This window comes from Sphingomonas montana, assembly GCF_001956315.1.
GTDB classification, from domain to species: domain Bacteria; phylum Pseudomonadota; class Alphaproteobacteria; order Sphingomonadales; family Sphingomonadaceae; genus Sphingomonas_R; species Sphingomonas_R montana.
Genome location: NZ_MOLY01000045.1, coordinates 356018 through 380452, shown reverse-complemented (window position 1 = coordinate 380452; position 24435 = coordinate 356018). Strand labels below are relative to the sequence as shown.

18 protein-coding genes and 1 pseudogene are annotated in these 24435 nt (G+C 59.6%); 8 read left to right on the top strand and 11 right to left on the bottom strand.

Translation table 11 applies throughout. From position 1 onward, the window contains the following. On the bottom strand, positions 1-381 hold a 381-nt coding region (locus tag BKY59_RS15185), incomplete at its 3' end, for a manganese catalase family protein (protein ID WP_240500131.1). Between the two features lie 256 nt (positions 382-637). Here BKY59_RS15185 and BKY59_RS18380 point away from each other — a divergent pair. Further along, positions 638-784, top strand: coding sequence for an integrase core domain-containing protein (locus tag BKY59_RS18380; RefSeq protein WP_083672186.1), 147 nt, complete (start codon positions 638-640; stop codon positions 782-784). Positions 785-833: 49 nt separating this feature from the next. Here the strand turns inward: BKY59_RS18380 and BKY59_RS15175 are convergent, their stop codons facing one another. The 3 genes from BKY59_RS15175 to BKY59_RS15165 form a co-directional block, all read right to left on the bottom strand. Then, positions 834-1976 (bottom strand): sensor histidine kinase, encoded by a 1143-nt coding sequence (locus BKY59_RS15175; RefSeq protein ID WP_076072957.1) that lies wholly within the window; start codon positions 1974-1976, stop codon positions 834-836. Positions 1977-2193: 217 nt separating this feature from the next. Next, on the bottom strand, positions 2194-2508 hold the full coding sequence (locus BKY59_RS17500; RefSeq protein ID WP_129586416.1) for a hypothetical protein: 315 nt from the start codon (positions 2506-2508) through the stop codon (positions 2194-2196). Positions 2509-2668: 160 nt separating this feature from the next. Then, positions 2669-3859 (bottom strand): NADH-quinone oxidoreductase subunit D, encoded by a 1191-nt coding sequence (locus tag BKY59_RS15165; RefSeq protein ID WP_076073008.1) that lies wholly within the window; start codon positions 3857-3859, stop codon positions 2669-2671. Between the two features lie 961 nt (positions 3860-4820). Here BKY59_RS15165 and BKY59_RS15160 point away from each other — a divergent pair. Then, on the top strand, positions 4821-5039 hold the full coding sequence (locus BKY59_RS15160) for a hypothetical protein (RefSeq protein ID WP_076072955.1): 219 nt from the start codon (positions 4821-4823) through the stop codon (positions 5037-5039). A gap of 171 nt (positions 5040-5210) precedes the next feature. On the opposite strand, the gene BKY59_RS17495 is transcribed toward BKY59_RS15160, so the two are convergent. Then, on the bottom strand, positions 5211-5489 hold the full coding sequence (locus BKY59_RS17495) for a hypothetical protein (protein ID WP_129586415.1): 279 nt from the start codon (positions 5487-5489) through the stop codon (positions 5211-5213). A gap of 368 nt (positions 5490-5857) precedes the next feature. Here BKY59_RS17495 and BKY59_RS15155 point away from each other — a divergent pair, with 368 nt between their 5' ends. Together BKY59_RS15155 and BKY59_RS17830 are read left to right on the top strand one after the other, a co-directional pair. Beyond that, positions 5858-6466, top strand: a complete 609-nt coding sequence (locus BKY59_RS15155; RefSeq protein WP_076072954.1) for a recombinase family protein — start codon at positions 5858-5860, stop codon at positions 6464-6466. 618 nt (positions 6467-7084) lie between these two features. Continuing rightward, on the top strand, positions 7085-7240 hold the full coding sequence (locus tag BKY59_RS17830; RefSeq protein WP_165374868.1) for a hypothetical protein: 156 nt from the start codon (positions 7085-7087) through the stop codon (positions 7238-7240). 79 nt (positions 7241-7319) lie between these two features. On the opposite strand, the gene BKY59_RS15145 is transcribed toward BKY59_RS17830, so the two are convergent. Continuing rightward, positions 7320-7688, bottom strand: coding sequence for a helix-turn-helix domain-containing protein (locus tag BKY59_RS15145; RefSeq protein ID WP_076072952.1), 369 nt, complete (start codon positions 7686-7688; stop codon positions 7320-7322). Between the two features lie 23 nt (positions 7689-7711). Then, complete coding sequence (locus tag BKY59_RS15140) at positions 7712-8110, bottom strand: type II toxin-antitoxin system HigB family toxin (protein WP_240500130.1); 399 nt, start codon at positions 8108-8110, stop codon at positions 7712-7714. Between the two features lie 10 nt (positions 8111-8120). On the opposite strand from BKY59_RS15140, the gene BKY59_RS15135 reads away from it, so the two are divergent. Next, positions 8121-11600, top strand: a complete 3480-nt coding sequence (locus BKY59_RS15135) for a class I SAM-dependent DNA methyltransferase (RefSeq protein ID WP_076072950.1) — start codon at positions 8121-8123, stop codon at positions 11598-11600. A 178-nt stretch (positions 11601-11778) separates the two neighbouring features. On the opposite strand, the gene BKY59_RS15130 is transcribed toward BKY59_RS15135, so the two are convergent. The 3 genes from BKY59_RS15130 to BKY59_RS15115 form a co-directional block, all read right to left on the bottom strand. Beyond that, on the bottom strand, positions 11779-12927 hold the full coding sequence (locus tag BKY59_RS15130) for an HNH endonuclease signature motif containing protein (RefSeq protein ID WP_076072949.1): 1149 nt from the start codon (positions 12925-12927) through the stop codon (positions 11779-11781). A 9-nt stretch (positions 12928-12936) separates the two neighbouring features. Next, positions 12937-15750, bottom strand: coding sequence for a TrlF family AAA-like ATPase (locus BKY59_RS15125; RefSeq protein WP_240500129.1), 2814 nt, complete (start codon positions 15748-15750; stop codon positions 12937-12939). 679 nt (positions 15751-16429) lie between these two features. Continuing rightward, on the bottom strand, positions 16430-17119 hold the full coding sequence (locus BKY59_RS15115; protein ID WP_165374867.1) for a toll/interleukin-1 receptor domain-containing protein: 690 nt from the start codon (positions 17117-17119) through the stop codon (positions 16430-16432). A 322-nt stretch (positions 17120-17441) separates the two neighbouring features. On the opposite strand from BKY59_RS15115, the pseudogene BKY59_RS15110 reads away from it, so the two are divergent. Beyond that, positions 17442-17597 (top strand): annotated as a pseudogene (locus BKY59_RS15110) (ATP-binding cassette domain-containing protein); the annotation flags it as partial. A 119-nt stretch (positions 17598-17716) separates the two neighbouring features. Next, entirely contained in the window at positions 17717-20329 is a 2613-nt protein-coding gene (locus BKY59_RS15105) for a TonB-dependent receptor plug domain-containing protein (RefSeq protein WP_206362081.1), read from the top strand. Positions 20330-20704: 375 nt separating this feature from the next. Here BKY59_RS15105 and BKY59_RS17490 read toward each other — a convergent pair whose 3' ends face one another. Continuing rightward, a complete protein-coding gene (locus BKY59_RS17490) occupies positions 20705-22297 on the bottom strand; it encodes a hypothetical protein (protein WP_129586414.1) in 1593 nt (530 codons plus the stop codon). A gap of 1208 nt (positions 22298-23505) precedes the next feature. Here BKY59_RS17490 and BKY59_RS15100 point away from each other — a divergent pair. Next, positions 23506-24336 (top strand): 3'-5' exonuclease family protein, encoded by an 831-nt coding sequence (locus BKY59_RS15100; protein ID WP_076072946.1) that lies wholly within the window; start codon positions 23506-23508, stop codon positions 24334-24336. Positions 24337-24435 lie beyond the last annotated feature (99 nt).

Sequence of the window (24435 nt, the reverse complement as noted above, 5' to 3'; positions counted from 1 at the left end):
CGACAACAAATTCTTGTGGATCATGCCTTCGATGGCGTGACGCCCGTTGCCGCCGCCCATCACTGTCCCAACGATGCTGTCGGTTGCGCCTGCTTCCTGAAGCTTGGTCGGTGCCTTGTCGAGGTTGAGCGCCACGGCGGTCGCAAGCATCTCGATATGACCGATCTCTTCAGTGGCCGTATGGAGCAACATGTCCCGATACTTGGTGTCTGGCGCACGGTTGCCCCATGCCTGGAAAAAATACTGCATGCAGACGCGTATTTCACCCTCAACCCCGCCGATCGCCTGCTGAAGCAGCGTCGCGAATGCGGGGTCCGGGCTATCGACAGTCACGGGATATTGGAGGCGGCTGTCGTGATAATACATGATGTTCTCCAACATTTACAATGTTGGATATATATACATGAACAAATGACGACTCTTAACTAGAGTTAATAAAAAAGTTAGAAACAACATGATTTATGTTATTATCGCTAATGTTTTCAAGAAATCCTATAATTATTAAGTTGCGATGCTGTGCTACAGGCCCCTAACAAAAATAGGCTAAGATGGCGAAATATCTCAAGAGAATTTCCTCGATCCCTCAAGCAACAAAGACTAGCAGTTTTTCCCTACTTTTACCAGACAGAACAAGCACCTGTTTCCCTCGCTTACTGCTGCGAGTCGGATCATCGGGGCAGCGCGGACGGACTACAACACCGTTCGACCGCATAGCAGCTTGGCGGCATGGCGCGCGCCGAGTTTACCAACCGCCCTGCCCGGGGCATGTGGACACCAAAGCTAAGTTATCAGCGGGCTGAGAGCGGGGAGCAGGTCACTCCACGCCGTCAGCGCTACTTACGACGTTCGAATTCCAAGCACAGTGCAGTGCCCTGCTCTGAAGACCAATCGGGCTTCGCGCCGATCTGCCGCGAAAGCCTTGCGATCAATGCCATTCCCGTTCCAGAGCCCGGTCGGGCCTCCTTTGTCGCGGCCGGCAACCCTTTTCCATTGTCGCTGATTCGGACCCGCAGGCGACCGTCACGCTGCTCAGCCTCGACAAGGATCAGGGCCTGTTTGGATTCGCCCTCGAAAGCGTATTTCATGCTGTTGGTCGTGAACTCGTTCAAGATCAGGCCAAGCGGGATCGCGGTATCGCTGCCTACTTCCATATCCTCCATTTGCACACTTAGCCGGACTGCCGCTTCCTCATGGAGCGCGACCAATCCTTCCAACAACTGCTTGACGTACGGACGCAGCGGCAGGCGGCCGGCGTTCTTGGCGGCGTAGACATGTTCGTGAACCAGACGGAGCGCTTCGATCCGTTCACCCACGACACCCAGTTCGTAGCGCGCGTCCTCCGTCGCGGCCTTGTGCCTGCGCAGCCGGACGAGGCTGGTGATTGCGGCAATGTTGTTCTTAATACGGTGCTGCAGCTCATCGAGCAGGGTCACGTTCCTGTCCGTCGCCAGTCGCAACGCATGAACCTGATGGAGCCGATCGATGACCGGACCGAGGATGGTGGCGTAAGTCCGCAGGAACTCGGTATCGAGCGTATCGGGGTTCCAGGGTTCACGACTATCGACCTGCAACAGCCCATACGCCTTGCCGCCGGGGAGGAAAATCGGGACGTTCACGGCGCCGCGCACGCCGGCATTCTTCATAAGGTCCGGGAAAGCGAACCGTCGCTCCGTGATGATGTCAGGCGTGATGACAGGCATGCCTTGCTTGATCGCGTAGGATTCCGAGGTGTGGTCGCCCATTGGCAAATGGGTCTCGCCGACGACGCCAGACGGCCATCCGACACCGGACCGCACAAAAAGGCTCTGTCGGTCCTCTTCGATTTCCACAACCTTCGCGAGATCGGTAGCCAAGGCGTCGCCGATCAGCCGGCATGCCTCCGTCAGCACCTCGTCCAAATCCTGGCTCCGAAGAGCGAATTCCCCAAAGTCGGCCAGAACGCGCTGCCTCCTGATCATCTGCTCAATATTGGCCATATATGCTATTCCTAGCGGCCAGCTACTCCGCAGAATTAACTTATTACCAAGCAACGCATTATATCCTGGCATGCACCCGTAGAATGCCAGCGTAATTCACTAACATGGGTAGTGAAACCTTAGTCCGGTGATTTTATAAGATTGCATGCGCATCCCACAAAAACTGGAGGGACGACGTGTGCTTATCGCGCACGAGGATTCGTTTCGGCAACTCTATCTAGGTAGGGTTATTGAGGCGGCGGGAGCCTGCGTGGTTGACACCGTTGGTGAGAGGGCCGACGGCCTGACGTTGCTTGGTCTCGAACCACGCGTCCATGCAATGGTGCTCAGTCAGGGGCTTCCCCGCCGCCACGGCGTTGCCCTGATTGAGGTAGCGATCGAGAGAGACGTCAGGACGGTCGTTATCCACTCGGCGCACGCCCAAGTGGTGTTCCCATTTTCTGACCATCGCTGCTTGATGGCCCCATACGCTGGGTTTCAGATCGTCGATGCTCTTGTCGACGTCCTTGCTGCGACGCGGGGCTGCGTCCACTTATCTCGGGCGTGACCCGCATATCCTTGATTAATTGCCGGCGGGGAATCGACTGTTTGGCTGGCGCAAAATAGATAGCCAGAGCAACCTGTTCTTTGGCGGCAGGATAACAAGGCAGGTGACGGTAGCCGGTCGCTCGACGCGAAATGGCAACGGCCCTTTAGCGATCGACCTCGCCGAACACGATGTCGAGTGATCCTAGGATCGCAGTCACATCGGCTAGCATGTGCCCCCGGGTCATCATGTCCATGGCCTGGAGGTGGCTGAAGCCCGTCGGCCGGATCTTACACCGATATGCCCGGTTGCTACCGTCGGCGACGAGATAAACGCCGAACTCCCCCTTCGGGCTTTCCGTGGCGACATAGACTTCGCCCGCCGGAACGTGAAATCCCTCGGTATATAATTTGAAATGGTGGATGAGCGCCTCCATCGACGTTTTCATGTCTGCGCGGCGGGGAGGCACTATCTTCCTGTCCAGCGACGCGATCGGCCCTTCAGGCATTTGCTGCAGGCACTGCCTCATGATGCGTGCCGACTGGCGCACCTCTTCTACCCGCACCATGAAACGATCATAGCAATCTCCGTTGGTTCCGACCGGAATGTCGAAGTCCATCCGGTCGTAAACGTCGTAGGGTTGGCTGCGACGCAGATCCCAGGGTAGCCCGGACGCACGCAGCACCGGGCCGGAGAAGCCCCAGGCGATCGCGGTGTCGCGGTCGACGGTACCGATATCGACATTACGCTGCTTGAATATACGATTGTCTGCCACGAGACTGATCGATTCTTCGAACAAATTGGGCAGCCGAACATCCAGCCAGTCGCCAATGTCTGTCAGTAGCTTTAGCGGTACGTCCTGATGAACACCGCCAGGACGGAAATAGTTTGCGTGCATGCGCGAACCCGAAGTGCGTTCGTAGAAGCCCATAATATCTTCCCGCAACTCGAATAACCACAGGTTCGGCGTCATAGCGCCAACATCCATGACATGACTGCCAAGGTTGATCAGATGGTTCTTGATCCGCGTAAGCTCCGCAAAAAACACCCGTAGATATTGCGCCCTGAGCGGCACCGGCAAACCCAAAAGCTTTTCTATCGCAAGCACATATGTATGCTCCATGCACATCGGTGAGCAATAGTCCAAGCGATCGAAGTAGGGGATAGTCTGTAGATAGGGTTTATTCTCGATGAACTTTTCCGTCCCTCGATGAAGAAAGCCGATATGCGGATCAACCCGGTCGACGATTTCACCATCGAGTTCAAGAACGAGCCGCAGCACTCCGTGTGCCGCCGGATGTTGCGGTCCGAAGTTCAAGGTGTAGTTATGGATCAGCGTTTCGCCCGTTTGCTCGATCCCATCATCGAATGGTGGGGCGTCCGGCGCTGTGGTGGAGGTCGGATCGAGCGGGGTGGAGTTTGACACGGATTGTTCCTTGTCAGCGTTCTTCGATTAGCGGATTTGGCGAAGCGTAAGACAGCGCAGAAGTCGGGATCCGGCTAAGTTTGCTTGTAACTCCACGTCGACTGCTCGCTTTCCTGCATAGCAGTCCAGGGAGAACGGGCTGGAACCTTTCGGATCATGGCGGCAATCAGCCCGTCAAGGCATTGGCGTTCTTGATTACTCTCGGCGGCCCTACGGGCTTCTCTTAGTCGATGCAGGTCGGCTTCAACGATCCACTCGTACATTGCGTCCTCCTGATCACAAAGGTAAAAGACTAATCGCTTTTAAGAGCTCTTCATAAACATAGCTCAAGGATTTTTGTATTTTCACGGTGCATAATTGTCTCGTTGGGGTAGTGAGGGGTAAGTCAATGATAAAGCCGTTTAACCCTGACGATTTAGCTTTTTGCATAGCACGCGAGGAGGAGGCAGCAACTCGGGCGAGATGTGAGAAATCACTGGACGTTCATGTGATCTTGGCAAACCGATACAGATATAAGCTGGAGCAGATGAAAGCCGTTGAGACAGCTATTCGCATTAGTTTTGGTTAGAAAGATGCCAGGTTTATTCGAAGCGACTGGCATACGGATGAACGCTCAGGATGCTGCGCCCGGCTAGTTGTTTGGCACCCGTCCAACGGCACCTGTGCGGGAGGTCGCGTCTATCTACCGACCAGCGTAGGCGACCTTCCAGTGCATCGCCAGTGCCACAACATGGTCTGGGACACTATCACTGCGGAAATGGGCGAGGTCACTCTCGGTTACCGCTTAGCGGGCTTAGTGCGTGAAGCCGGTTTTGCGATCAAGCATGCGCAGAGCGAAGGCGTGCTCATCCATCCATGTCGCCCACACTTGTGAACGATCAGGGGATGTGACTTGGACGACGACCCAACACTCGGCCGCAGCGAGGCTCAGCTATGGGCTTTCGCGGCGGGCCTGCATGAGAAGCACGGCAAGAACGTCGGCGACGTTTTCATCGGCATGTTCAGGCATGCAATGCAGGCAACAGATCGTGCCGGCTACGATCGATGGTGCAGGGTTATGGATATGCTTCATGCGTTGAACGGCCCCGACGATCCGAACGTGCTTCAATGATCGACGACTGGGAAGTCTGGGCCTGCGCGCAGCAGATCATGCATTCCGACGGGGATCGCGCCGCCCTCACGCCCCTGGGCGGGGCTCGTCCACTAGATTGGCCGCCTGGCGCTCCTGCCGCTCCAAATCCTACAGAGCAACCTCCGTTTCGGCCGGCCTTGTGGCTGTGCGCTACGCATCCGCTGAATTCCACGACCTTTCTTCTACGGCACCAACGGAGAGCGGTGCCACCGACACCGAGACAGCGGACCTGCGAAGCATAAGGCAATTTTCATCTTCGACTGTGATTTCGACCGCTGCGACGGCCTCTTCCTTAACTAACTCATCCGCAGCGATCAACACGGCACCGTGCACGCCCAAGGGAAGCGCATCATCGGCGGTCGGTTGATTTTCGAACTTCGCCTCTGCAGAGAAGACATGGTTGATAGTGCGAACTGTAAACGTTGGCATAACTAATCAATAGCTCCGAGGCAGCCACTCGTCGTTCACATAGATTATGTGTGCCTCTTTCCACCCAACCGAACGTTCGCCTACGTGTCAGTCGAAGGATAGTCCGGCTCCGGGAACAGCCACCCGGGGTGGGGATAGCCGCACGCCACCTGGGTCTGAAGGAACCTCAGATATCGGAACTGGCGCAGCCGGGGGCAGTGTCACCCGCTCAGTCGCATGCCGGTTTTGTCGAAAGACACCGCTAGAGCCGATCGGTTGTCGCGAAACTCCTAAGTTTTGCGACACGCTGGTAGCGAACGTGTTTCCAACGTTCCTGATGTCGCACAAATCAGTTGCATTAGTCGTGCATTTCAATACATATTTGCGACATGTTGACTGGCTACGCACGCGTCTCGACCGACGATCAGGATCTGCGGCTGCAAGGCGCCGCACTGACCGAGGCCGGCTGCCGTCGCATTTTCGAAGAGAAGGTGTCTGGCGCCAGGCGCGACCGGCCGGAGTTGGCGCGCCTGCTCGACCAGATCCGGGCTGACGACGTCGTGGTCGTGACGCGGCTTGATCGGCTTGCACGCTCAACCCGGGATCTGCTCGATATTGCCGAGAGGCTGAACGAGGTCGGGGCAGGGCTTCGGTCGATCGGTGAACCATGGGCCGATACCACCTCGCCTGCAGGGCGGATGGTGCTGACCGTGTTTGCCGGCATCGCCGAGTTTGAGCGGGCGCTGATCCATCAGCGTACCAGCACGGGCCGGGTTGCTGCGAAGGCGAGGGGGGTACGGTTCGGGCGACCACCCAAGTTGACTGCCGATCAGATCGCGTTGGGTCTGCGCCTAGTCGGGGAGGGCACTTCCGTCCGGGAGGCGGCAAAGCTTCTCAAATGCCATCATGCCACACTCTACCGGGCGCTGACTGCGGAGACGGCAGCCTCTCTGACGACTGGGTCATCTCGGTCGATCGCATCGGTATCAGACGCCTGATGCCGATCCGTCCCGAGCATGTGTACCTCTACCCGATCGACTGGCCGCAGCTGTCGTATCATGTCCGCTTTGTCCGGGCAGAGGGCCAGTGCGAGCATTGCGGTCGCCCCCATGGCCAAAGGGTCTTCCATCTGGGGGACGGGCGATGGTGGGACCGGAAGCGGCTATGCTGGCGCAACGGCCAAGGGAGGCGCGTGCGACGTCCTACAGAGAATATCCTGGCGCACGGTGCTTGGACGCCGGTGGTGCTGGCTTGTGCCCACCTAAACCATGATCCGAGCGACAGTGCGCTCAACCGGATGGCAGCGCTCTGCCAGCGCTGCCACATGATCCATGACGGACCTGAGCATCGTCGCCGGCGGTGGATGAACGCACATTACCGGCGTGCGCTCGGCGACCTGTTCTATGGGCCGTACCCCATGCGGGGAGCCGACTGGATTACGCCCACTCCAATGAGCATGCTCGAGCAGACAGCTAGGTGATGCCGATGAGCGAGCAGAAGCGCTGCGTATCAGGCAGGTGCACCCCGTTAGCGACACGTCGAAGCGCGAGGAAACCGTGACGGGGCTGTCCTACAACGAACCTCTTTGGTACATAGCAGGAACAAGGAGTCGCACGATGCTTATTCTTGATCCACCTACGTTGCTCGCGGTCGCCGCCGTCATCTCCAGCCTAGCCAACCTGATTTGGACAATGCGTCGTCGCACCACCGTAAGCGATCCGCTGATCAGCGAGCCTACTCGTGCAGCGCTTGCATCAAAGCCTGTCGACTGACCGTTTACAGGGCATTCCTTGCGTGCAGCCGGTTGTCGCTCGCATTCGATAGGGGCCGGATTGCACGCGACTGCCCGGATTACGCCTTGGCCAAAGCGTAGTCCTGAACCAGCACCTTCTCCGGTACGTGCCATGCCCCGGCGATCTTGCGGATCATGGGCAGGGTGAGGGCACGGTGACGCGCCAGTATCTCGGTCGCCCGTGATTGGCCGATCAGCGCCGCCAGTTCGGCGCGCGTGTGACCGTTCATTTCCATTGCCGCCTCGATCGCGCCCACCGGATCAAGTGGTTCGATAGGCCAGCGCCGGCTTTCATACGTTTCGACCAACGTGGCGAGCACATCGAGCCGATCACCAGCGTCAGTGCCTTCCTCTGCTCCCCACAGTGCCTCGATCTCCCGCAGCGCAGTTTCATGGTCTTCGTCGGTCCGGATAGGACGAATGTGCATCGCACCACCTCCAATAGGCATCATCAAAACAGGCTTACCGTCAGGGCATCGATCTTGTCGTATTCCGCGTGCGTTCCGACGAACTTGATGAAGGCAATCGATCGCTTCCAGTCGAACGCTACCACCATACGATAGTCGCCACCCGCCACCTCGAACCGCACCCGCTCACCGTTAAGCGACTTCGCTTTCGAGAAGTCGGCAACGACATCCAGGGGGCTTTGCCAAGCAGCTGCTCCGGCAACCTCATGCCAATGCCTCAAAGAGGCCTCCGTCATCGGATGCTTCGCCCAGAACGCGATAAGCTTGTTCCTAGCTATAATCCTCATACCAGCGGCGTAGCATTTCCCGTGACGGGAAACAACAAAAATTCCCACATTGGGAAATCTCAGATCAATGGTTGTCCCAGCATCGTTCCTAGCCATAGATGCCTGAATGGGGGATGATACCGAAGTCGAAGCGTTCATCGCGCAATGGCGCGATACCGGCGGGTCCGAGCTTGCCAACACGCAAAGCTTTATCAACGGCCTGTGCCGCCTGATCGGCGTCGCGGCGCCCGACGGCAGTCGCACCGACGACGCGCACAACGACTATGTGTTCGAGCGCCGCGTCTTCCAGGACAATGGCGACGGCACCAGCAGCTTCGGCCGGATCGACGCCTATCGCCGCGGCGCCTTCATCCTCGAGGCCAAGCAGGGCAGCGACGCCGATCGCGCGGCGGCGCTACGCGGCGAGGACGATCTTGACCTGTTTGGCCAGACCGCATCCGCGCGCATGAAGCGCGGCACCGCCAGGCGCGGCACACCCGGCTGGGCCAAGTCGATGGTGCAGGCCAAGGGCCAGGCCGAACGCTATGCCAAGGCGCTGCCGGTCGATCATGGCTGGCCGCCGTTCCTGCTCGTCACCGACATCGGCTATTGCATCGAGGTCTATGCCGACTTCACCGGCAGCGGGAAGGCGTATGCGCAATTCCCCGACCGGTCGCGCTACCGCGTCATGCTGGAGGACCTGCGCGACGCCGACGTCCGCAAACGCCTCGCCGCGATCTGGACCGATCCCAAGAGCCTCGATCCCTCGACACAGTCGGCGCGCGTCACGCGCGAGGTGGCCGACCTGCTCGCCACGATCTCGCGCCGGCTGGAGGCCCGCGGCCATTCGGCGGAGGCGGTCAGCGGCTTCCTGATGCGGCTATTGTTCACGATGTTCGCCGAGGATACCGGCGTGCTGTTGCCGCAGGACAGCTTCAAGACGCTGCTGCGCGGCCAGCTCGGTCATCCCGAGCATCTCCACCATCAATTATCGTCGCTTTGGGCAGCGATGGACAAAGGGACGTTCGCCCCCGCGCTCGGCATCCCGGTCAAGCGGTTCAACGGCTATCTGTTCAAGGATACCGCCGCGCTCCCGCTCGATCGCGCCGAGCTGCTGGTGCTGATCGAGGCGTCGGAGAAGGACTGGACCGAGGTCGAGCCCGCGATCTTTGGGACTTTGCTCGAACGGGCGCTGAACCCGAAGGAGCGAGCCAAGCTCGGCGCGCATTATACGCCGCGCGCTTATGTCGAGCGGCTCGTCGGCCCAACCATCATCGAGCCGCTTCGAGCCGACTGGGCGGGCGTGCGCGTCGCCGCCGCCGAGCTGATCGATCAGGACAAGCCTGACGAGGCGCGCCGTACGATCGAGACATTCCATGGCCGGCTCGCCGCCACGCGCGTGCTCGACCCGGCGTGCGGTACCGGCAACTTCCTGTACGTCGCAATGGCGCGGATGAAGGAGCTGGAGGGCGAGGTCCTCGATCTGCTGATGGACCTTGGCGATACGCAGTACGTCGCCGAACTGACCGGCCACACGATCACACCCGAGAATTTCCTGGGGATCGAGATCAACCCGCGCGCGGCAGCGATCGCGCAGCTAGTGCTGTGGATCGGCTATCTGCAATGGCATTTCCGCGTAAACGGGAAAAACAGCCCACCGCCCGAACCGATCCTGCGCGACATCCGCACGATCGAGAATCGCGACGCGCTGATCGACTGGGACGCGCGGGTGCTGGAGCGCGACGAGAGCGGTGCGCCCGTCACCAGCTGGGACGGCGAGACGATGAAGATTCACCCGGTGACAGGCAAACCGGTGCCGGACGAAGCTGCGCGCGTGGAAGTGTATCGCTACGTTAAGCCGAAGGCCGCCATATGGCCCAAAGCGGATTACATCATTGGGAATCCGCCGTTCATCGGGAACAAGCGGATGCGGGACCGACTTAGCGAGGGCTATGTAGACGCTCTATTTCGAAGCTGGAATGTGCCACAGTCTGTCGATTTCGTGATGTATTGGTGGGACATCGCAGCGCGCTTGCTCAGGCAGGGAAATATAAGACGGTTTGGATTCATTACTACAAATTCCCTGACCCAGACTTTTAACCGGCAGGTGCTGAGCAAGCATCTCGCATCGAGTGATGAGATCCATATTTCCTTCGCGGCGGCGGACCATCCTTGGGTCGATGAAACCGGATCTGCGGCAGTTCGGGTGTCCATGTCGGTAGCTGCAGCGGGTCGCTTGCCAGGAAAAGTTATTTCGGTTGTCGCTGAAGGGGCGGCTCCCGGGTTAGAGGTCTTACAGGAGTACACGGGCAGCGTCAGCGCCAACCTAAAGGTGGGCGCTAGTTTGCTCGCATCACAAAAACTACTGTCAAACGCACGCCTTGCCTCGTTGGGTGTCACGTTGATTGGCGGCGGGTTTGTCCTCACAAAGAACGAACGCGATGAGATCACTAATCACGGGGCCGCGTACGGTGCACTTATCAAACCGTACATGAGCGGGCGAGATCTTACTTCGGGCGATCGCGGAAACTATACAATTGACGCCTTCGACCTGACCGAGGTCGATCTTCGGATTAATTATCCGCTCATTTATCAGCACCTTTACTCACACGTCTGGCCACAGCGGCAAACCAACGCTCGTGAGGTATACCGCGATCGATGGTGGATATATGGCGAGCCAAGAAGGGATCTTCGGCGCGCTCTCACCTTCTTAAATCGCTACATTATTACTGCGCGAACGGCGAAGCATCGCATGTTCGCATTTGTAGATCGAGTTGTTTTGGCGGAAAGCCGACTAGTAGCGATAGCGCTAGACGACGCCTTTCATCTCGGAGTTCTTAGTTCCACAGTACACTCGGCCTGGTCGATCGCTTGGGGCGCTAGGCAGGGAGTCGGAAACGATCTTAATTACAACGTCGGAGAATGTTTCGACCCCTTTCCCTTCCCTGCTGACGTGCCCGAACCGCTCAAGGCGCGCATCCGCGCAGAGGCGGAGGCGCTCGATGCGCTGCGCAAGCGCGTGCTCGCCGAGCATCCCGACCTGACGCTGACCAAGCTTTACAATGTGCTGGAGGCGTTGTGCGCGGCAGACAGCGGCGGTCCGGCGCTGACCGGCAAGGACCGCGACGTGCATGATCGCGGGCTGGTGACGCTGATCCGCCAGCATCACGATGCGATCGATGACGGCGTGGCCGACGCCTATGGCTGGGGTGACGATCATCGCGCAGGGACGCTCGATGACGAGACAATCCTCACCCGGCTGGTCGCGCTCAACGCCGAACGCGCGGGCGAGGAAGCGCGCGGGCTGATCCGCTATCTGCGTCCCGACTATCAAGACCCGGGCTATCGCGCGCCGGTCTCGGCGACGCTCGATCTGGGCGAAGCCGCGGTCGCACCCGTCAGCAATGTCATCCCCTGGCCCGCCAGCCTGCCAGAGCAGGTCGGCGCGGTGCAGGCGATCCTCGCCACCGCCGCCCGGCCGATGGCCGCGCAGGACGTCGCGCGCACCTTCAAGGGCAAGCGCGCCGGCACCGTCCGCCCGGTCCTCGACGCGCTCGCCGGTGTGGGACTAGCCCGCCGGCTAAACGACGGCCGCTACGCAGCATAGGCTGCCCAAAACAGAACCGCTTCGCGTCTTCTGGTGTCAAAACCGTCCGGTTTTGACACCTTCATACGAGCGGCCCTTTGGGACTTAGCCGCCGTACGCAGGCACAGAGGCGAAAGTCGGCATTCGGCAAGAGCAGGCATTCAAAGATTTCAGGTAGAAGGACACGTTTCCCACGCTTTTAGCGCGATGATGTAGCATCTCCCCAGTCGTCAAGTCCCTCATCTTCGTCGTTATTATAAAACATGTATCGGCCATAACGCGGTGAGTAGTTCCGGTGCTGCAGCTTGTGATGCCCGTTCGAGATCGCGATCACGGTGCCGGCGATGACAGCGTCGCCATCCTCCCGTTGGATATCCTTCACCTGCAAGAGGCTGGCAACGGATTGACGGCCGGCGAGCCAGGTCGACCACGCGGACATAGATGTCGCCTCCCACCTATCGAAAGTGTATCGCAACTCGACATTGTTGGCGCGGCGAGAACCCTTCATCGCCTCGCCCTGGCCCTTCCTGCGATCCGTCAGCCCCTTGAACGTATGCGCCCCTTGGACAAGCAGAAAGTCGCCTGCCGCCAACAGGGTATGCACATTGGATCGATCGAGCAGGTCGGAGAAGTTGATGACGCGGATTCGCTCTAGCACCTCTTCCAATACGCTGCGGACATAATGGTAGAGGGTCTGCCCTTCCGCTCCGTCGTACATATAGGAAAGGTGCGAATTTCGAGGCAGAATGTTCCCGGCGGCATCGATCAGCCTCAACCGACGCGCGGCACTGAAGCCGTCGATTTTTTTGAAGCCGAGCCGGAGTTGTTTCGCGAGTTCGAACAGTCTCAGATGATTGAAATAGAGCCAGGCGTCATAGTCCACCCTTGACGCATAGAGGATCGCCGACAGATCGGACTCCCGGCACATCTCTTCCCACGCTGTCTTGAATGAGCGGAGGGCGTCAGCGTCGAGATTCCTGGATAACGTGCTCCGGACGTGGGCCTTCTCGTGATGCTCTAAGCAGAGGACAGCCAGATTCGCTGCGCTGTGATCGCGGCTCGTCTCCCATGGGATGATATGGTGTAGGATGATGCCACGTTCGGACTTCCGGCAGACGCAGCAGGTGAAGCGGTTCGCAAATAGCACCTGCATCAGCGTTTGAAGGGGAATGGCCGGCCTGGATCCCGTTAAAATCTGAGAGATGCTGGCCTCGTCCAGCCCCAGCGCCGTCAAGTCCGCCTTCGTGGAGGCTTTGAGCTTGCTTAGAGTCCACCCGCCTTCGGCGAGCTGTTGGGCGCGGACGGTATCCATTCCTCGGCTGACCAAGGCTGCCTGCGTTCGATTCATGTCGGTACCCTAGTATCCGTACTTGCTCTTACGATCGCGGAACGCCTTTTCGCCGCCTTCCATGGTGGCCGTGATCGTCGAGCAGACATCGGCCCGATCGATGGCGCCGCCGCAGTGAATTTGCCGCTTTCCGCTGTCCGACAGGTCCATGCTCACAACTAGTTCGGACGAGCCATTCACGACGATGTTGGCGTTGTGGCTCGCGAAAATGATCTGGCGGCGCTGCTTGGCGTCGTGGAGCTTTTCCGTAACGGCGGAGATAACCTTGTTGTCGAGATCGCCTTCTGGCTGATCGACGATCAGGGGACCGCCTGGCTGCTCCAAAAGCATGAGCAACAGTGCGGCCGCGCGCTGCCCTTCGGAAGCCTGCTCGAACGAGATTTTCCTATCGTCATCGCAATAGGACAGCGAAATGTCGGGTTGCGGTGCCGCAGTCGCGATGGCCTCGATCCGCGGAAGGTCCATGAGGTCGAGGCATGTCGCGAGCGTTTTCTCCGTGCCTCCGATGGTTCGGGACAGCGTCGAATAGGAGAGTTGCTCGCCGGCGATGTTCGAACCGACATACTTGTACCGAAGGGCAGCGAGACATTCCGCCCGCAGGGCATCGAGGAACACCCAGGGCGAAGCGGCCGTAATTTGTTCGGTGACTTGGGTCTGGCGGCTTTCCGCCTGTGAGCCGGACTTGGCGCTGAGCCGGTCAACGGCCTCCCGAATTTCGGTCCAACCGCCGTCGACATGAAGATCGGCTCTGATGCGGCCGCCCGAAAGCGTTTCGATTTGACGAGCCCAGTCTGCTGTCTTCTCTCCGCGCGCGGTCACTGCGGCTTTGAGGGCGTCCATGGCACGCGACAGCGCGCCGAATTTCTCGTCCGGCGAGGTCATCGCGACCTGTACGGTGCCGATCCTCTCAACCAGCGCCTTCAATTCGTTCTGTAGATTGTCGATCTGGGTGGTGACGGACCGATGCTCGACTAGCTTCTCCATTACCTTGTCGCGGCTCGACTTTGCGGTTGCCGTGGTCGCGGCGAGTTTCTCCTGCGCACCGTCCATCTCGGTGCGAATGGTTCCCAGCTGCTTGCCCAGCGCTTCGACACCGGCCTGAAACTGGAAGTTGAAGCGCGCGTATAAGTTCCGAAACTCGGTCGCCTCGGGCAGATCGGATGCGAGATCGACAGGCTGCCGCGACGTACGCCACAGCTCGGTCAGCTCATCCATGACGGCGGCGACCTGCGCCGAAGCCTGGGAACGGCGCCCATCATATTCGGCCAGGCTGTCGTAACGTCCGACGGTTTTCTTATCGTCATCGGACTGCGCCGGGAGCGTTTTCCGAAGCGCCGCAATGCGCTGTTCGAGCGCGCCTTTAGCGGTCGTCAGCTTGTGCAGTTCCTGTTGTGTCGACCATGCCTCGACGAGTGTTTGGAGGGCGCCACGCACCGCAAGCTTGGCAGCTTCAAGATCGGCCAGAAGGCGGTCGTCTTCACGCTTGAACTCGGGTTCAACGAATTGCAGCAGATCCGAAAGCTGCGCGCGCTTTCCCGCCTGCTTGCCGATTTCGGAAAGCTCGCCTTGACTGTAGACGACCGACGGAAACAGCGAGCGCAGCTCCTTGGTCGATAGTTCTTGGATCGAGCCGTCAGGGTAAGTGACCTGTGGTTGGTAGCTATTCCCACCAGTCCGCGTGATCTTAAACCGAGCACCGTCCTGAAGAACGTCCAGCTCAACTCCCGCACCCGCGCTGACGATGGTGTCCTTGATGAGCGCGGCGTTGCGGTCGCTGCCGCTATATTCCGTCTTCTTCAGGTCGAAGCAGCTTCGACCTAAGCCGAACGCGACATATTCAAGATAGCTGCTCTTTCCGCTACCGCGGCCGCCGATGAAGGCGTTCTGTTCGGCGCTGAACAGAAGGCTTGCGTCGGTGAGAATTGTGGAGCCGGTCAGGCGGATTGCGGAGACGCTGAGGTTCGATACAGACGGGCGGCCGACCGAAATGCGCGACTGGTAGCCCAGGAAGGCTTGACGAATGGCCTCGGCAGTAGGTGCAGCGAGCTTGATCCAGCAATTGTTCGTGCCGACGTTGGCTAGATCGGCTGAGCGCGCATCGGAGGTCGGCAAGGGATATATGTAGCGATCGCCCCACATGGGATCGGTTCCAGAAAGCCGGGTCCGGTTCGATTGTTGCAGGGTGCCGACGGTTTGCCCGTTGTCGAGATAGCCCCCGACATAGGGCATCGTCTTGAAGTCTGCGTGGGCCCCGTCGCGGAGCACGGTGTGTCGGCCGCCTTGAGATACGTTCGGCAGCACGATGTAGCGGCCTACCAGCCTCTGGACCGTGTCCAATTCGCTGGCGATCTCAGGATAGGAGCAGGTGATCTGCGTGACGCGCGGGGCTTTGATAGCCTTGTCGTCGAGATCCGCAACGACGATGCCCAGCTTCCCCAACGCCTCCCGTCGCCAATCTTCCGACAGATCGGCGTCGAACAGGATGAGGCATTGCACGCCGCCACGCGCGGTGAGTTCCATTCCCGGGAAAAGCCAGAGGTCGAATGAAGGGTCGGCGGCCCTGCGGCGCGCTATCGCCTCTTGGACGTATGGCACCATGACCATCTCGTGATGATCGGTGAGACCGATGGCTTCCAGGCCCCGCGCGACGCAGCCATCGACGAATGAATCTGCCCAGAGCTGTCGTTGACCATCAACGTCCGCCACAGTTGCCGGCTGTCCGTTCAGGTCTTCGCCGACGCCAATAGGACGCGCGCCCGACCAGTTAGGGTCTCGCGGCGAGTGCAACTGAAAATCACATTTACGCCAATATGCATAACTCATTGCCGCCCCCTGCGCTCCAGCCACTGCTGCGAGTTGATTACCTTGCCTTGCTTGCAGGCCGTCGCTTCTTTTAGCGTACCTAGCCAAACGCAGGCACACCACAGGTTTGATTGCAGCAGCCGGGATGGGCAAAACGGATGAGCACTGCTGCTAGGGCGTTGCCGAGCGTGCTAATATCTGGATTTGGCGTAAGGCGACGTTCTTGCAGTCGCGTCGGAACGACGCATTTTGGTCAAGAGCCGTCAGGCCACTGCAGGTGTCACAACCGAGCGGTTGTGACACACCGGGTTGTCCGCTGCCTACCTTCCCCCTTGGAAGCGAAACGTGAACCGGGACGCTGGTGGCTTGCCACCCGGTTGTCCGATCCGGTGCTCCGGGACCGCCGCGACCAATGTCAGCATGCCGTCTGCGACCACCGTCGGGATACCGAGGGTAAGGTCGATCCGCTTAGACCACCCTCCGCCTGACACGGTCACACGCACAACCAGACGGCCTTCCCAGACACATTGAGTGTCAGGTGGGCAGCGACTGTCCTCGATGACCTGTTCCGGTCTCACCTTGGGGCCATCGACGAATGTCGTTTGCCCTAACCGTACCGGCCCCTCGATCGCGGCAGGCGAAGCGCAGCCGACAAGGATCGAAAGCATGGCGGCGAGGCAGCACCGTTTCCCTACCCCGGTCACGGTTTCGTCAAGGCCTTACGCCCCCGCGGGGGCGACTTGCCCACTTTCGTGGCGGGGCCCACGCTTGCCTTCTTTGACCTGGCAATCATCGCCTTTGGAGCCGTGGGCCGGGGTTTTAGCTTTTGGGTAGGCTTAGCCGTGGCACGAGCCGGCGTGGTTGGCTTCGCGATCAGCTCACGCCGGACCGCCTGGATCACCTCACCGATACCCTGCGCGACGTTGACGTAGGCCGCATCGCTGCTCGACCAGCTCTCGGGCGGTATTCCATCTTTGGGGAGCAGCTTGAAGCCGGATGCCCGGGTTTGTTTCCAGCCGCACGGCTTCACCACCACCGCAACCACACGCATCAGTCCACGCGCCCGGCGGCTCATGGCGCGCTTGTACTCGATATCCCAGCAGTAGTGGCTGTCGAGGTAGGCAGGACTGAACAGCGCAACGAAGATATGGGCGCGTCGGAGTTCCTGGCCGATCTCGGTACTCAGGGCGTTCCCCGGCTCGATGCTCTCGTCATACCAGACGGTAACGCCGTCACGTCGCCACGGCGCCAGATGCCTGTTCAGCTTCACCTGTGCCGCCGCATCAAGATGCGAGTAGGACATGAAAATGCGAACATCCGGCTTGCTAGTGCCCTTTGTCTGACTTGCACGCTTGTCGGCGACGCTGCGCCGCTTGACTGGCTTGGCCACCTTTGTGGCGGATGTAGTGTTCGGGGATTTTACCGCCATAACGAGACTATACCGATCAACGCGGCACCGCCTAGACGTACCTTATCGTCTCGATCGACCATGCCTGCATCGAAGGAAAACTGGCGACGACGTTCGGATGATCTGTGGCGTGACTCCGCGACACGCGTGTCACAGGCTACCGGCTTTGGCTTCTCGAAGGCCAGATATTGCAACGCGGTAATAATCCCGTATGATACGCTATATCATCGCTTCCGGACCATCCTGACGGGTTTGCGACGATCCCGCCGCGCTTGTTCCGCTCTGTCCTACCGTCGAGGTCTCCATGTGCGATACCCACGATCACCCTATCGCCATCCGCGACCTCGTGCTGGCATATGGTGGTCACCGCGTTCTCGACGGCCTCTCGCTTTCCGTCGCCGCTGGCAGCATCACTGCGTTGCTGGGTGGCAATGGGGCGGGCAAGTCGACCACCTTGACAATACCGCGCCTCCACGGCGGTTGATCGCCGCTTAAAGGCCCAAGCCTTTCACCGGCCACCCACCGGCCAGCTGCAACTTAAACCATGTAATAGAATAACATCACCAAAGGGGGTTCTACATGCGATCATTCGCGATAGCGTTTGCGGCCACGGCCGCGATGCCAATGCCCGTACTGGCGCAGAATGCCGTTCGGGAAGCCGACGCAATCGAAGACGACAAGAAGGCCGGCGAGATCATCGTCACCGGCAGCCGCTTCGGCGGCCGCACGGCAACGCAGTCGTCGACGCCGGTGGACGCGATATCGCGCGAGGCGCTGCAACAGAGCGGCCGCGTCGATCTTATCCAGATGCTGAAGGTTCAGGTACCGAGCTTCAGCGCCCCGCGGCCGCTGGCATCGGGTGTCGGCGATTTCATTCAGCCACCGTCGCTGCGCGGGCTGGGTGCCGGCGAACTGCTCGTGCTGATCAACGGCAAGCGCCGTCACACTACGGCCGACCTGAATTCCAGCAATGGCATCGGTCGCGGCGACGTCGCGGTCGACTTCAACGCCATCCCGACCCTCGCCATGTCCAGGATCGAAGTGCTGCGCGACGGTGCCGCCGCCCAATACGGGTCCGACGCAATCTCGGGGGTCATCAACATGATCCTTGACCGCTCGCTGGGTACCGTTGCACAGGCAGGCTACGTGCAAACCACGAAGGGCGACGGTGAGACTTACGAGGTGAGTGCCTCGACAGGCGTCCCGCTCGGTGCTGATGGCGTTCTGCGTCTGACTGCCGCATACCAGGACCGGAACGGCACCAACCGCGCGCGGGCGGATACCCGCCAGCAATATTTTGGGACGAACGCGGCCGGCCGGCCGGTCGCGCCTTCTGCCAATTATGGCTCCGGCGTTGGACTGACACCATCGAACGGGACGCTCGACCCGCGTGAATCCGGGTTCGACCGGAACGTTTTCCAGCAAGGCGACCAGCCAAACCGGAACTACCAGTTTTTCTACAACCTCGTCGCGCCTTTGCCCGGCGGCACCGAACTTTACAGCTTTGGCGGCTACAATCGCCTCGACGGCGACATTCAGTATTTCTTCCGCCGCCCCGGCCAGGACGAAACCGTGCGCGCGCTCTACCCGGATGGCTACAGCCCTGGCCTCGACACCCGCCTGGAGAACATCTCCACCGCGATCGGTCTGCGTGGTGACGACCTGGCGGGCTTCGGCTGGGATCTGTCCACGGTCTATGGGGCCAGCACCGTCCGCACGACCTATGTCGACAGCGTCAACGTCTCGCTGGGTGCCGCCTCCCCATCACGCTTCTACCGCGGCGGCAGCGACTTCTATCAGTGGACCTCGAACCTCGATTTCACGCGCGAGATCCCACTTGGAGATGATCAGCCGCTGAGACTGGCTTTCGGCGCCGAGTATCGCGAGGAAACCTACCGTCTCTTTTCAGGCGCGCCTGATGGGTATCGCAACGGCGGGGTATTGATCCCAGATGGCCCCAATGCCGGCCGCCCGGGGCCAATCGGCTCGCAACCTGGTCCGAGCAACGGACCCGATGATCGGGCCTCGATCGGTCGCGACAGCGTCGCGGTCTATGGCGAAGTGGAGAAACAGCTTTTCGGTCGGCTGCTGCTATCAGGCGCGGTTCGGCACGAACGTTATTCGGACTTCGGCAGCACCACGAATTTCAAGGCCGCCGGACGGCTGGATCTGTTCGGTGGGCTGGCCCTACGAGGCTCCTACAACACCGGCTTCCGCGCGCCGGCACTGGCGCAGTCCGGCTATAACGCATCCAATACGTTGATCCTCAACGGCGCTCAGGCGATCGTACGGGTGGCGGCGGTCGACAACCCCGCAGCGCGGCTTGCGGGCGCGACCGACCTGAAGCCCGAACAGTCACGCAACGTGTCGATCGGCACCGTCTTCGAGACGGGCGGATTCACAGCGACGCTCGATGCCTATCGGATCAAGGTGCGTGACCGCATAGCCATCTCGTCGACTTTTCAGGACGCGCGCCTGACCAGCTTTCTGGCTGCCAACGGGCAGTCCGGCTTTGCCGCGCTGTCGTTCCTGACCAACGCAGTCGACACCGAGACCAAAGGCGTCGATCTGGTCATGAACTACCGGCACCGCTTGCGGGACGGGAGCCGGATCACGGCCACGCTTGCGGGCAATTACAACAAGACGACGTTCGATCGGATCGCGGGCACTCCGACGCCGATCGCCGCCCTTGGCATCACCACGCCGCTCTTTGACCTCACCCAACAGCTCCGCTTTTCGGACAGCCTGCCGCGCGACAAGATCACGCTGGACCTGAACTACGCGCGGGGACCGTTTTCGCTATCTTTCACCAACACCCGGTATGGCCGCGTCGCGACGGTCGCGTTGCTCAATCGTACGCCGGCCCAGGTCGCGGCCTTGGTGCCGGGTTATGACGTTCGGCTCATTCCTTCGTCCGGTAGTGCGGTCAATTCGGACATCATCCAACGCTTTGGTGCCGAGATTCTGACGGATATCGATATCGGCTGGCAGGCGACCCGCAGGTTGCGGGTAAGCGTGGGAGCGCAGAACGTCTTCGATATCTATCCGGATGAAAATATCGCATCGAGCGTCGCCGGCGTCGCTGCCGGCACCAATGGTGCCGACAATGCCGGAACGCAGCCCTACAACGCCGTTTCTCCTTTTGGATTTAACGGTCGATCCGTGTTCATGCGCGCTAGTTATAGCTTCTAAGTTAGATTTGAAGACGTGACGCAGGATCGGAACTGCTTAAGCGAGATGACACGCACGTATAATGACGGAACGGAGAGGAAGCCTACTAACAGTACGTACAAAACCTAGCGGTTGTCACACAGCGGGTTGTCCGTGATTTACCTGGAGGGCCTTACGGTCCGACGGAGAAGAATCGTTTAGTTCCATGGCGGGGCATACACCTGACTTCGTGCATTCGGTAATCATCACCTTCGGAGCTATGAGCCGGGGCTTTGGTTTCTGGCTGGGCTTCGCTGCTTGGGTCAACGTGGGCGGTTTTGCGGTAAGTCCACGCCAGACCGCCTAACCAATGCCTGCCTAAGTTCGTTCAACGACCTGTATCAAAAAACTGAGCTTTTAATAACCGGCGCCGACTGCACGTGATACCAGCGTAGGATCACCATTGAGTAAGTCAGTTGTCCACAGAGCAATTTTGAACCGTCGGAAGTCAGCTACGAATTTACGAGCCTGCCCCACCTCTGCTGCTTTCAATAGCGCTATCTGATCCGCTGTGGCGTTGCCGCGATCAACGAAACACCGTAGGTCAATATCGAGAAAGGCGTTGTGCAAGTCGTCTTCGTTTAGCCCGGTACCAGCCCAAAGCGCAGATACAGCTCCATCGTCCGCATCAAAGAGCTTCGTCGCGATTATCGCGGCCTGCTCTGAAGTGAGGGGGATCGGCATCTCAGGCTTGGGCATCGCTGGGCTGATGTCAGTCCCATTTTGGTTTGCCGGCAACGCTTGTCCAGCATCAAGAGGCATGGACATTAAGGTGCTTGCAGTCTGCGGAGCCTCCTGGTGAGCTCCAACGGCTGAACTCGAGGACGCGCCCTCGTTCTTCGCCAGGTGCGACGCTGCCTGCTGCACAACAGGGCGTTCAGTTCGTACCGTCGTAGGGAGGTGTGCGATTGCGGTCGCAAGAGGCATTGGAGCTTCCAGTTCTGCTCCATTCCCAGTCTCACCCGGCAATGGCGAGCTGCGCGGCACAGCAGGGCTCAGAACAGTAGAGAGGGTCGCTGCCAAGTTAGGCGGCGCGACGTGAGCAAGCGATATTTTTGGGCCAGATGGCTCGCGGACAACATCAGCGCGGTCACCGTCACAAAGAGTGGTTGCGCCCGTGATTATGCCCCCTGATTCACTCTTTGTCGTAATCTGGGCGGCGGAAGCATTCGGCTTATTGGCATGATTTTCGACAGGACCCGAATCGTTCGGCGAACCATCCCTCTGGGCAGAATTGATGGGTTCGGCCGCTGGTGTTGGCGTGCTGCCATAGCGGTAATATTTATCAACATCGCGACGAGAAGCCGTTCGCGGAGAGGGAAGCGGCGGCGGCGGGCCGGACTGTGAACGATAAGCACCGTTACCACGATGATCTGGCTTCAGGAGCGACCGATTAGCGTAAATCCGGCGGATGGCCGGCCACGGTGACGCTGGATCGTCTCCCTGAGTGTCGTAGGCTTTCCACGCTATAAGATCTGCGTAGATAGCGACACTGTCGGCACTCTGCTGGTCGAGATGATGCTTGCCGGTGCCATGCGTGAACAGCCGGTCGACGAACTGCTGCGCCCCGACGTAGAGCCCTGAAATAGCCTTTGCATCCCGGTCCCTGGCGTGGCGATCATCCGCAGCTTTAAGCGCCTGAGTTTCCTCCTGCAGCCGTCGAAACGTCAGGAGCGCAGTTACGCCTGTCATAACAGTTTCACCCATGACCTTGCGGGCTTGCCAAAGCGCTTTCTCGCTGGCCTGGAGCGCCTTTGGCATCTGCGTAGATGCGAGTGACGGATTCTCCATCTGGGTCTGAGCCGTCGTTTGCGTCGCTTTCGATAGAACGCGGACCTCAAGATCTTTAAAGCTTGCCGCCACATCCGTACGAACGCCGGCTAACGCGACCATCATCGCCTCGGCGATGATGGTAACAGGGTCGGGGGCGTCTGGAGTGTCGCTGCTCATTGCCGGATCCTTCTAGCCAAATCTCCCAGCTTCTAGGATCGGAGCAGGCTGCCGCAAACCGGATTTGTGGGAACCCGTCTATTTTTTTACCGAGCAGGAAGACTCAGAGCAGTTGCAGATCTCCGTGTAACAAATAGATCAGTCCCAGATTTAACACGCGCGGAAACAGGGAAACAGGCGAAATACCGTAGATATGGGCTACGCCGCATATCTACCGCGTGACGCGAACTCAGGTGTTCGCAATCTTGTCTAAACCACCTGCAAAAGAGTACAAATTCGATACCCCATTCCCAATTTTTCCCCCCCACAAATGGTCCGTATCGATAAGCGGCCCGCTTCGAATCCGATCAGATTGCGCAGCGAGCATTTGGGAATGAACGCTCGAATTTGTAGCGTTTCAATTACTTTTACCCCAATCGGCATAAGCGAAATTGGTGAAACGCGTCACGAACGTGCGTTAATTCTGGCACTCATTCCCAATATTCGAGGTGTCAAATCAGCGTTGATCGATGTCTCCTCGCTTATTGGGTTTGAGCTGTCGAATTTGTCCGCTTTCACCGACTTGATGCATTTTTGCATCAGGAATGAGCCCAAGAGTTTGCGCCGTTTGAGCGCCTAAGCGCCACAGGTCTTATATTGAGGGGTGCAGTCTCGGGGCCAGGAACGGTGGTCGGATAGGCTTTTAGGTCGCTAGAACAGGCAGAAAGAAACAGGCGCAATACCTCAGAATTGTGGCGGGGCCACAAATCTGATGCGCGGATTTCCGTACCGGAAACCGTGAAGGGCCTCCCAGTTCATCCGGCGGACTTTTGGGAGGTCGCCGCCCGGCGGCTCTGATCGGCGCGCGAAGCGCACCTCGGGTTGCGCCGGCCCTTCGGCCAGCGCTCGACAGAACACAACAATTGCGGCCACCGCCGCAACCAGCGGGTCGGGTTCTGACGTGCCGCGACTGGCATCGGCACATGCTGCGGCGCAGCCTGTCCGCTTGCCTTCGCGTGGTCGAAAATGCGCGCATGCCAACACGACCCGAACTCATGCGACGGCCGACATGCAAACGGATCCGTTTTAACCAATATCGGAAAAGGCTAATCGTTGACCGGTGTGATGATCGGTTCAGGGAAGGGGAAAAAGGCCATGTCGGCCTGCCGCCTTCCAGCCGGTCCGCGCCTACCAGACGGCGGCGCGTTGATCACCACAGGAGTCCCCACATGGGCATTTGGCAACAGCGTCCCCGCGACGATCACCCTACCGGTCGGGTCGTCGCCTACGACATCGAAACGATAGTCGATACCGAGCCGGCCGACGGTGGCTTCCCGCCAATCCCGCAGCATCGGCCGGTCACGGCGGCCTTTCTGGGCGCGACACGCCTACCGGATGGTCACCATGATTTCCGGCTCGACGTCCTGGTGTGTCGGCCGGGCCAGGAAGCTGATTTCTACCGCCGGGTAGACGCCTGCCTCCCCCCGGGCGTCGTCGGCATCGGTTGGAACACGCGCGGTTTCGACAACGCGGTCTTCCGACTGCAGGCCATGCGTAGCCGGACATTCGACCTGCCTGGGCTAGCGCGACAGACCCAGGCGGGGCGGTACGATACGACCCACTGCGATCTTGCCGATCAGATGGCATCCTACGGATCGTCGCGGACGCTGTCGCTGTCGGCGGTGTGCGAGGCGCTCGAAATTCCGGTCAAAACTTCGGTTCACGGGTCGGACGTTGGCGCACTCTGGCGCGCTGGCGACGTCGAAGCCGTCACACGATACGTTGCCGAGGACACGATCGCGACCTGGATCTGCTGGCTTCACTGGGCCGCGTGGAAGAGCGCGGATCCCGCTGAGTTGGCGCTGCCGCTCGATGATTTCGCATCGTGGCTGGAAATAACGCCTGCGCTCAGCCCGTTTCGTAGCTTCGCGACATGCCCGCCAGCCTTGTGGGCACGGGCGCAGGCGCTCGAGCTTCGAACAGCGGCAGCGCTAGCTGACGCGGAACGTCGCCTCGCCCGGGAACGAGACGAACAGTCATTCAGCGAAAGTCCTTTCTGATCGACCGGGTCTGCCCCGGTTTCCACCCAAATCGTCGCATCAGGCGGCCGGTCGTTCCGGTGGTCTGATCCAACATGCCCATGAGGTCCTAATGATACC

Bases quoted from the DNA above. Each gene is read 5' to 3' on its own strand.
- BKY59_RS15105 (WP_206362081.1), top strand. From the start codon at position 17,717: ATGCGATCATTCGCGATAGCGTTTGCGGCCACGGCCGCGATGCCAATG.
- BKY59_RS15175 (WP_076072957.1), bottom strand. From the start codon at position 1,976: ATGGCCAATATTGAGCAGATGATCAGGAGGCAGCGCGTTCTGGCCGAC.
- BKY59_RS17830 (WP_165374868.1), top strand. From the start codon at position 7,085: ATGCTTATTCTTGATCCACCTACGTTGCTCGCGGTCGCCGCCGTCATC.
- BKY59_RS17495 (WP_129586415.1), bottom strand. From the start codon at position 5,489: ATGCCAACGTTTACAGTTCGCACTATCAACCATGTCTTCTCTGCAGAG.
- BKY59_RS15125 (WP_240500129.1), bottom strand. From the start codon at position 15,750: ATGAGTTATGCATATTGGCGTAAATGTGATTTTCAGTTGCACTCGCCG.
- BKY59_RS17490 (WP_129586414.1), bottom strand. From the start codon at position 22,297: ATGAGCAGCGACACTCCAGACGCCCCCGACCCTGTTACCATCATCGCC.
- BKY59_RS15155 (WP_076072954.1), top strand. From the start codon at position 5,858: ATGTTGACTGGCTACGCACGCGTCTCGACCGACGATCAGGATCTGCGG.
- BKY59_RS15100 (WP_076072946.1), top strand. From the start codon at position 23,506: ATGGGCATTTGGCAACAGCGTCCCCGCGACGATCACCCTACCGGTCGG.
- BKY59_RS15145 (WP_076072952.1), bottom strand. From the start codon at position 7,688: ATGCACATTCGTCCTATCCGGACCGACGAAGACCATGAAACTGCGCTG.
- BKY59_RS15135 (WP_076072950.1), top strand. From the start codon at position 8,121: ATGGGGGATGATACCGAAGTCGAAGCGTTCATCGCGCAATGGCGCGAT.
- BKY59_RS15130 (WP_076072949.1), bottom strand. From the start codon at position 12,927: ATGAATCGAACGCAGGCAGCCTTGGTCAGCCGAGGAATGGATACCGTC.
- BKY59_RS15140 (WP_240500130.1), bottom strand. From the start codon at position 8,110: ATGGCTAGGAACGATGCTGGGACAACCATTGATCTGAGATTTCCCAAT.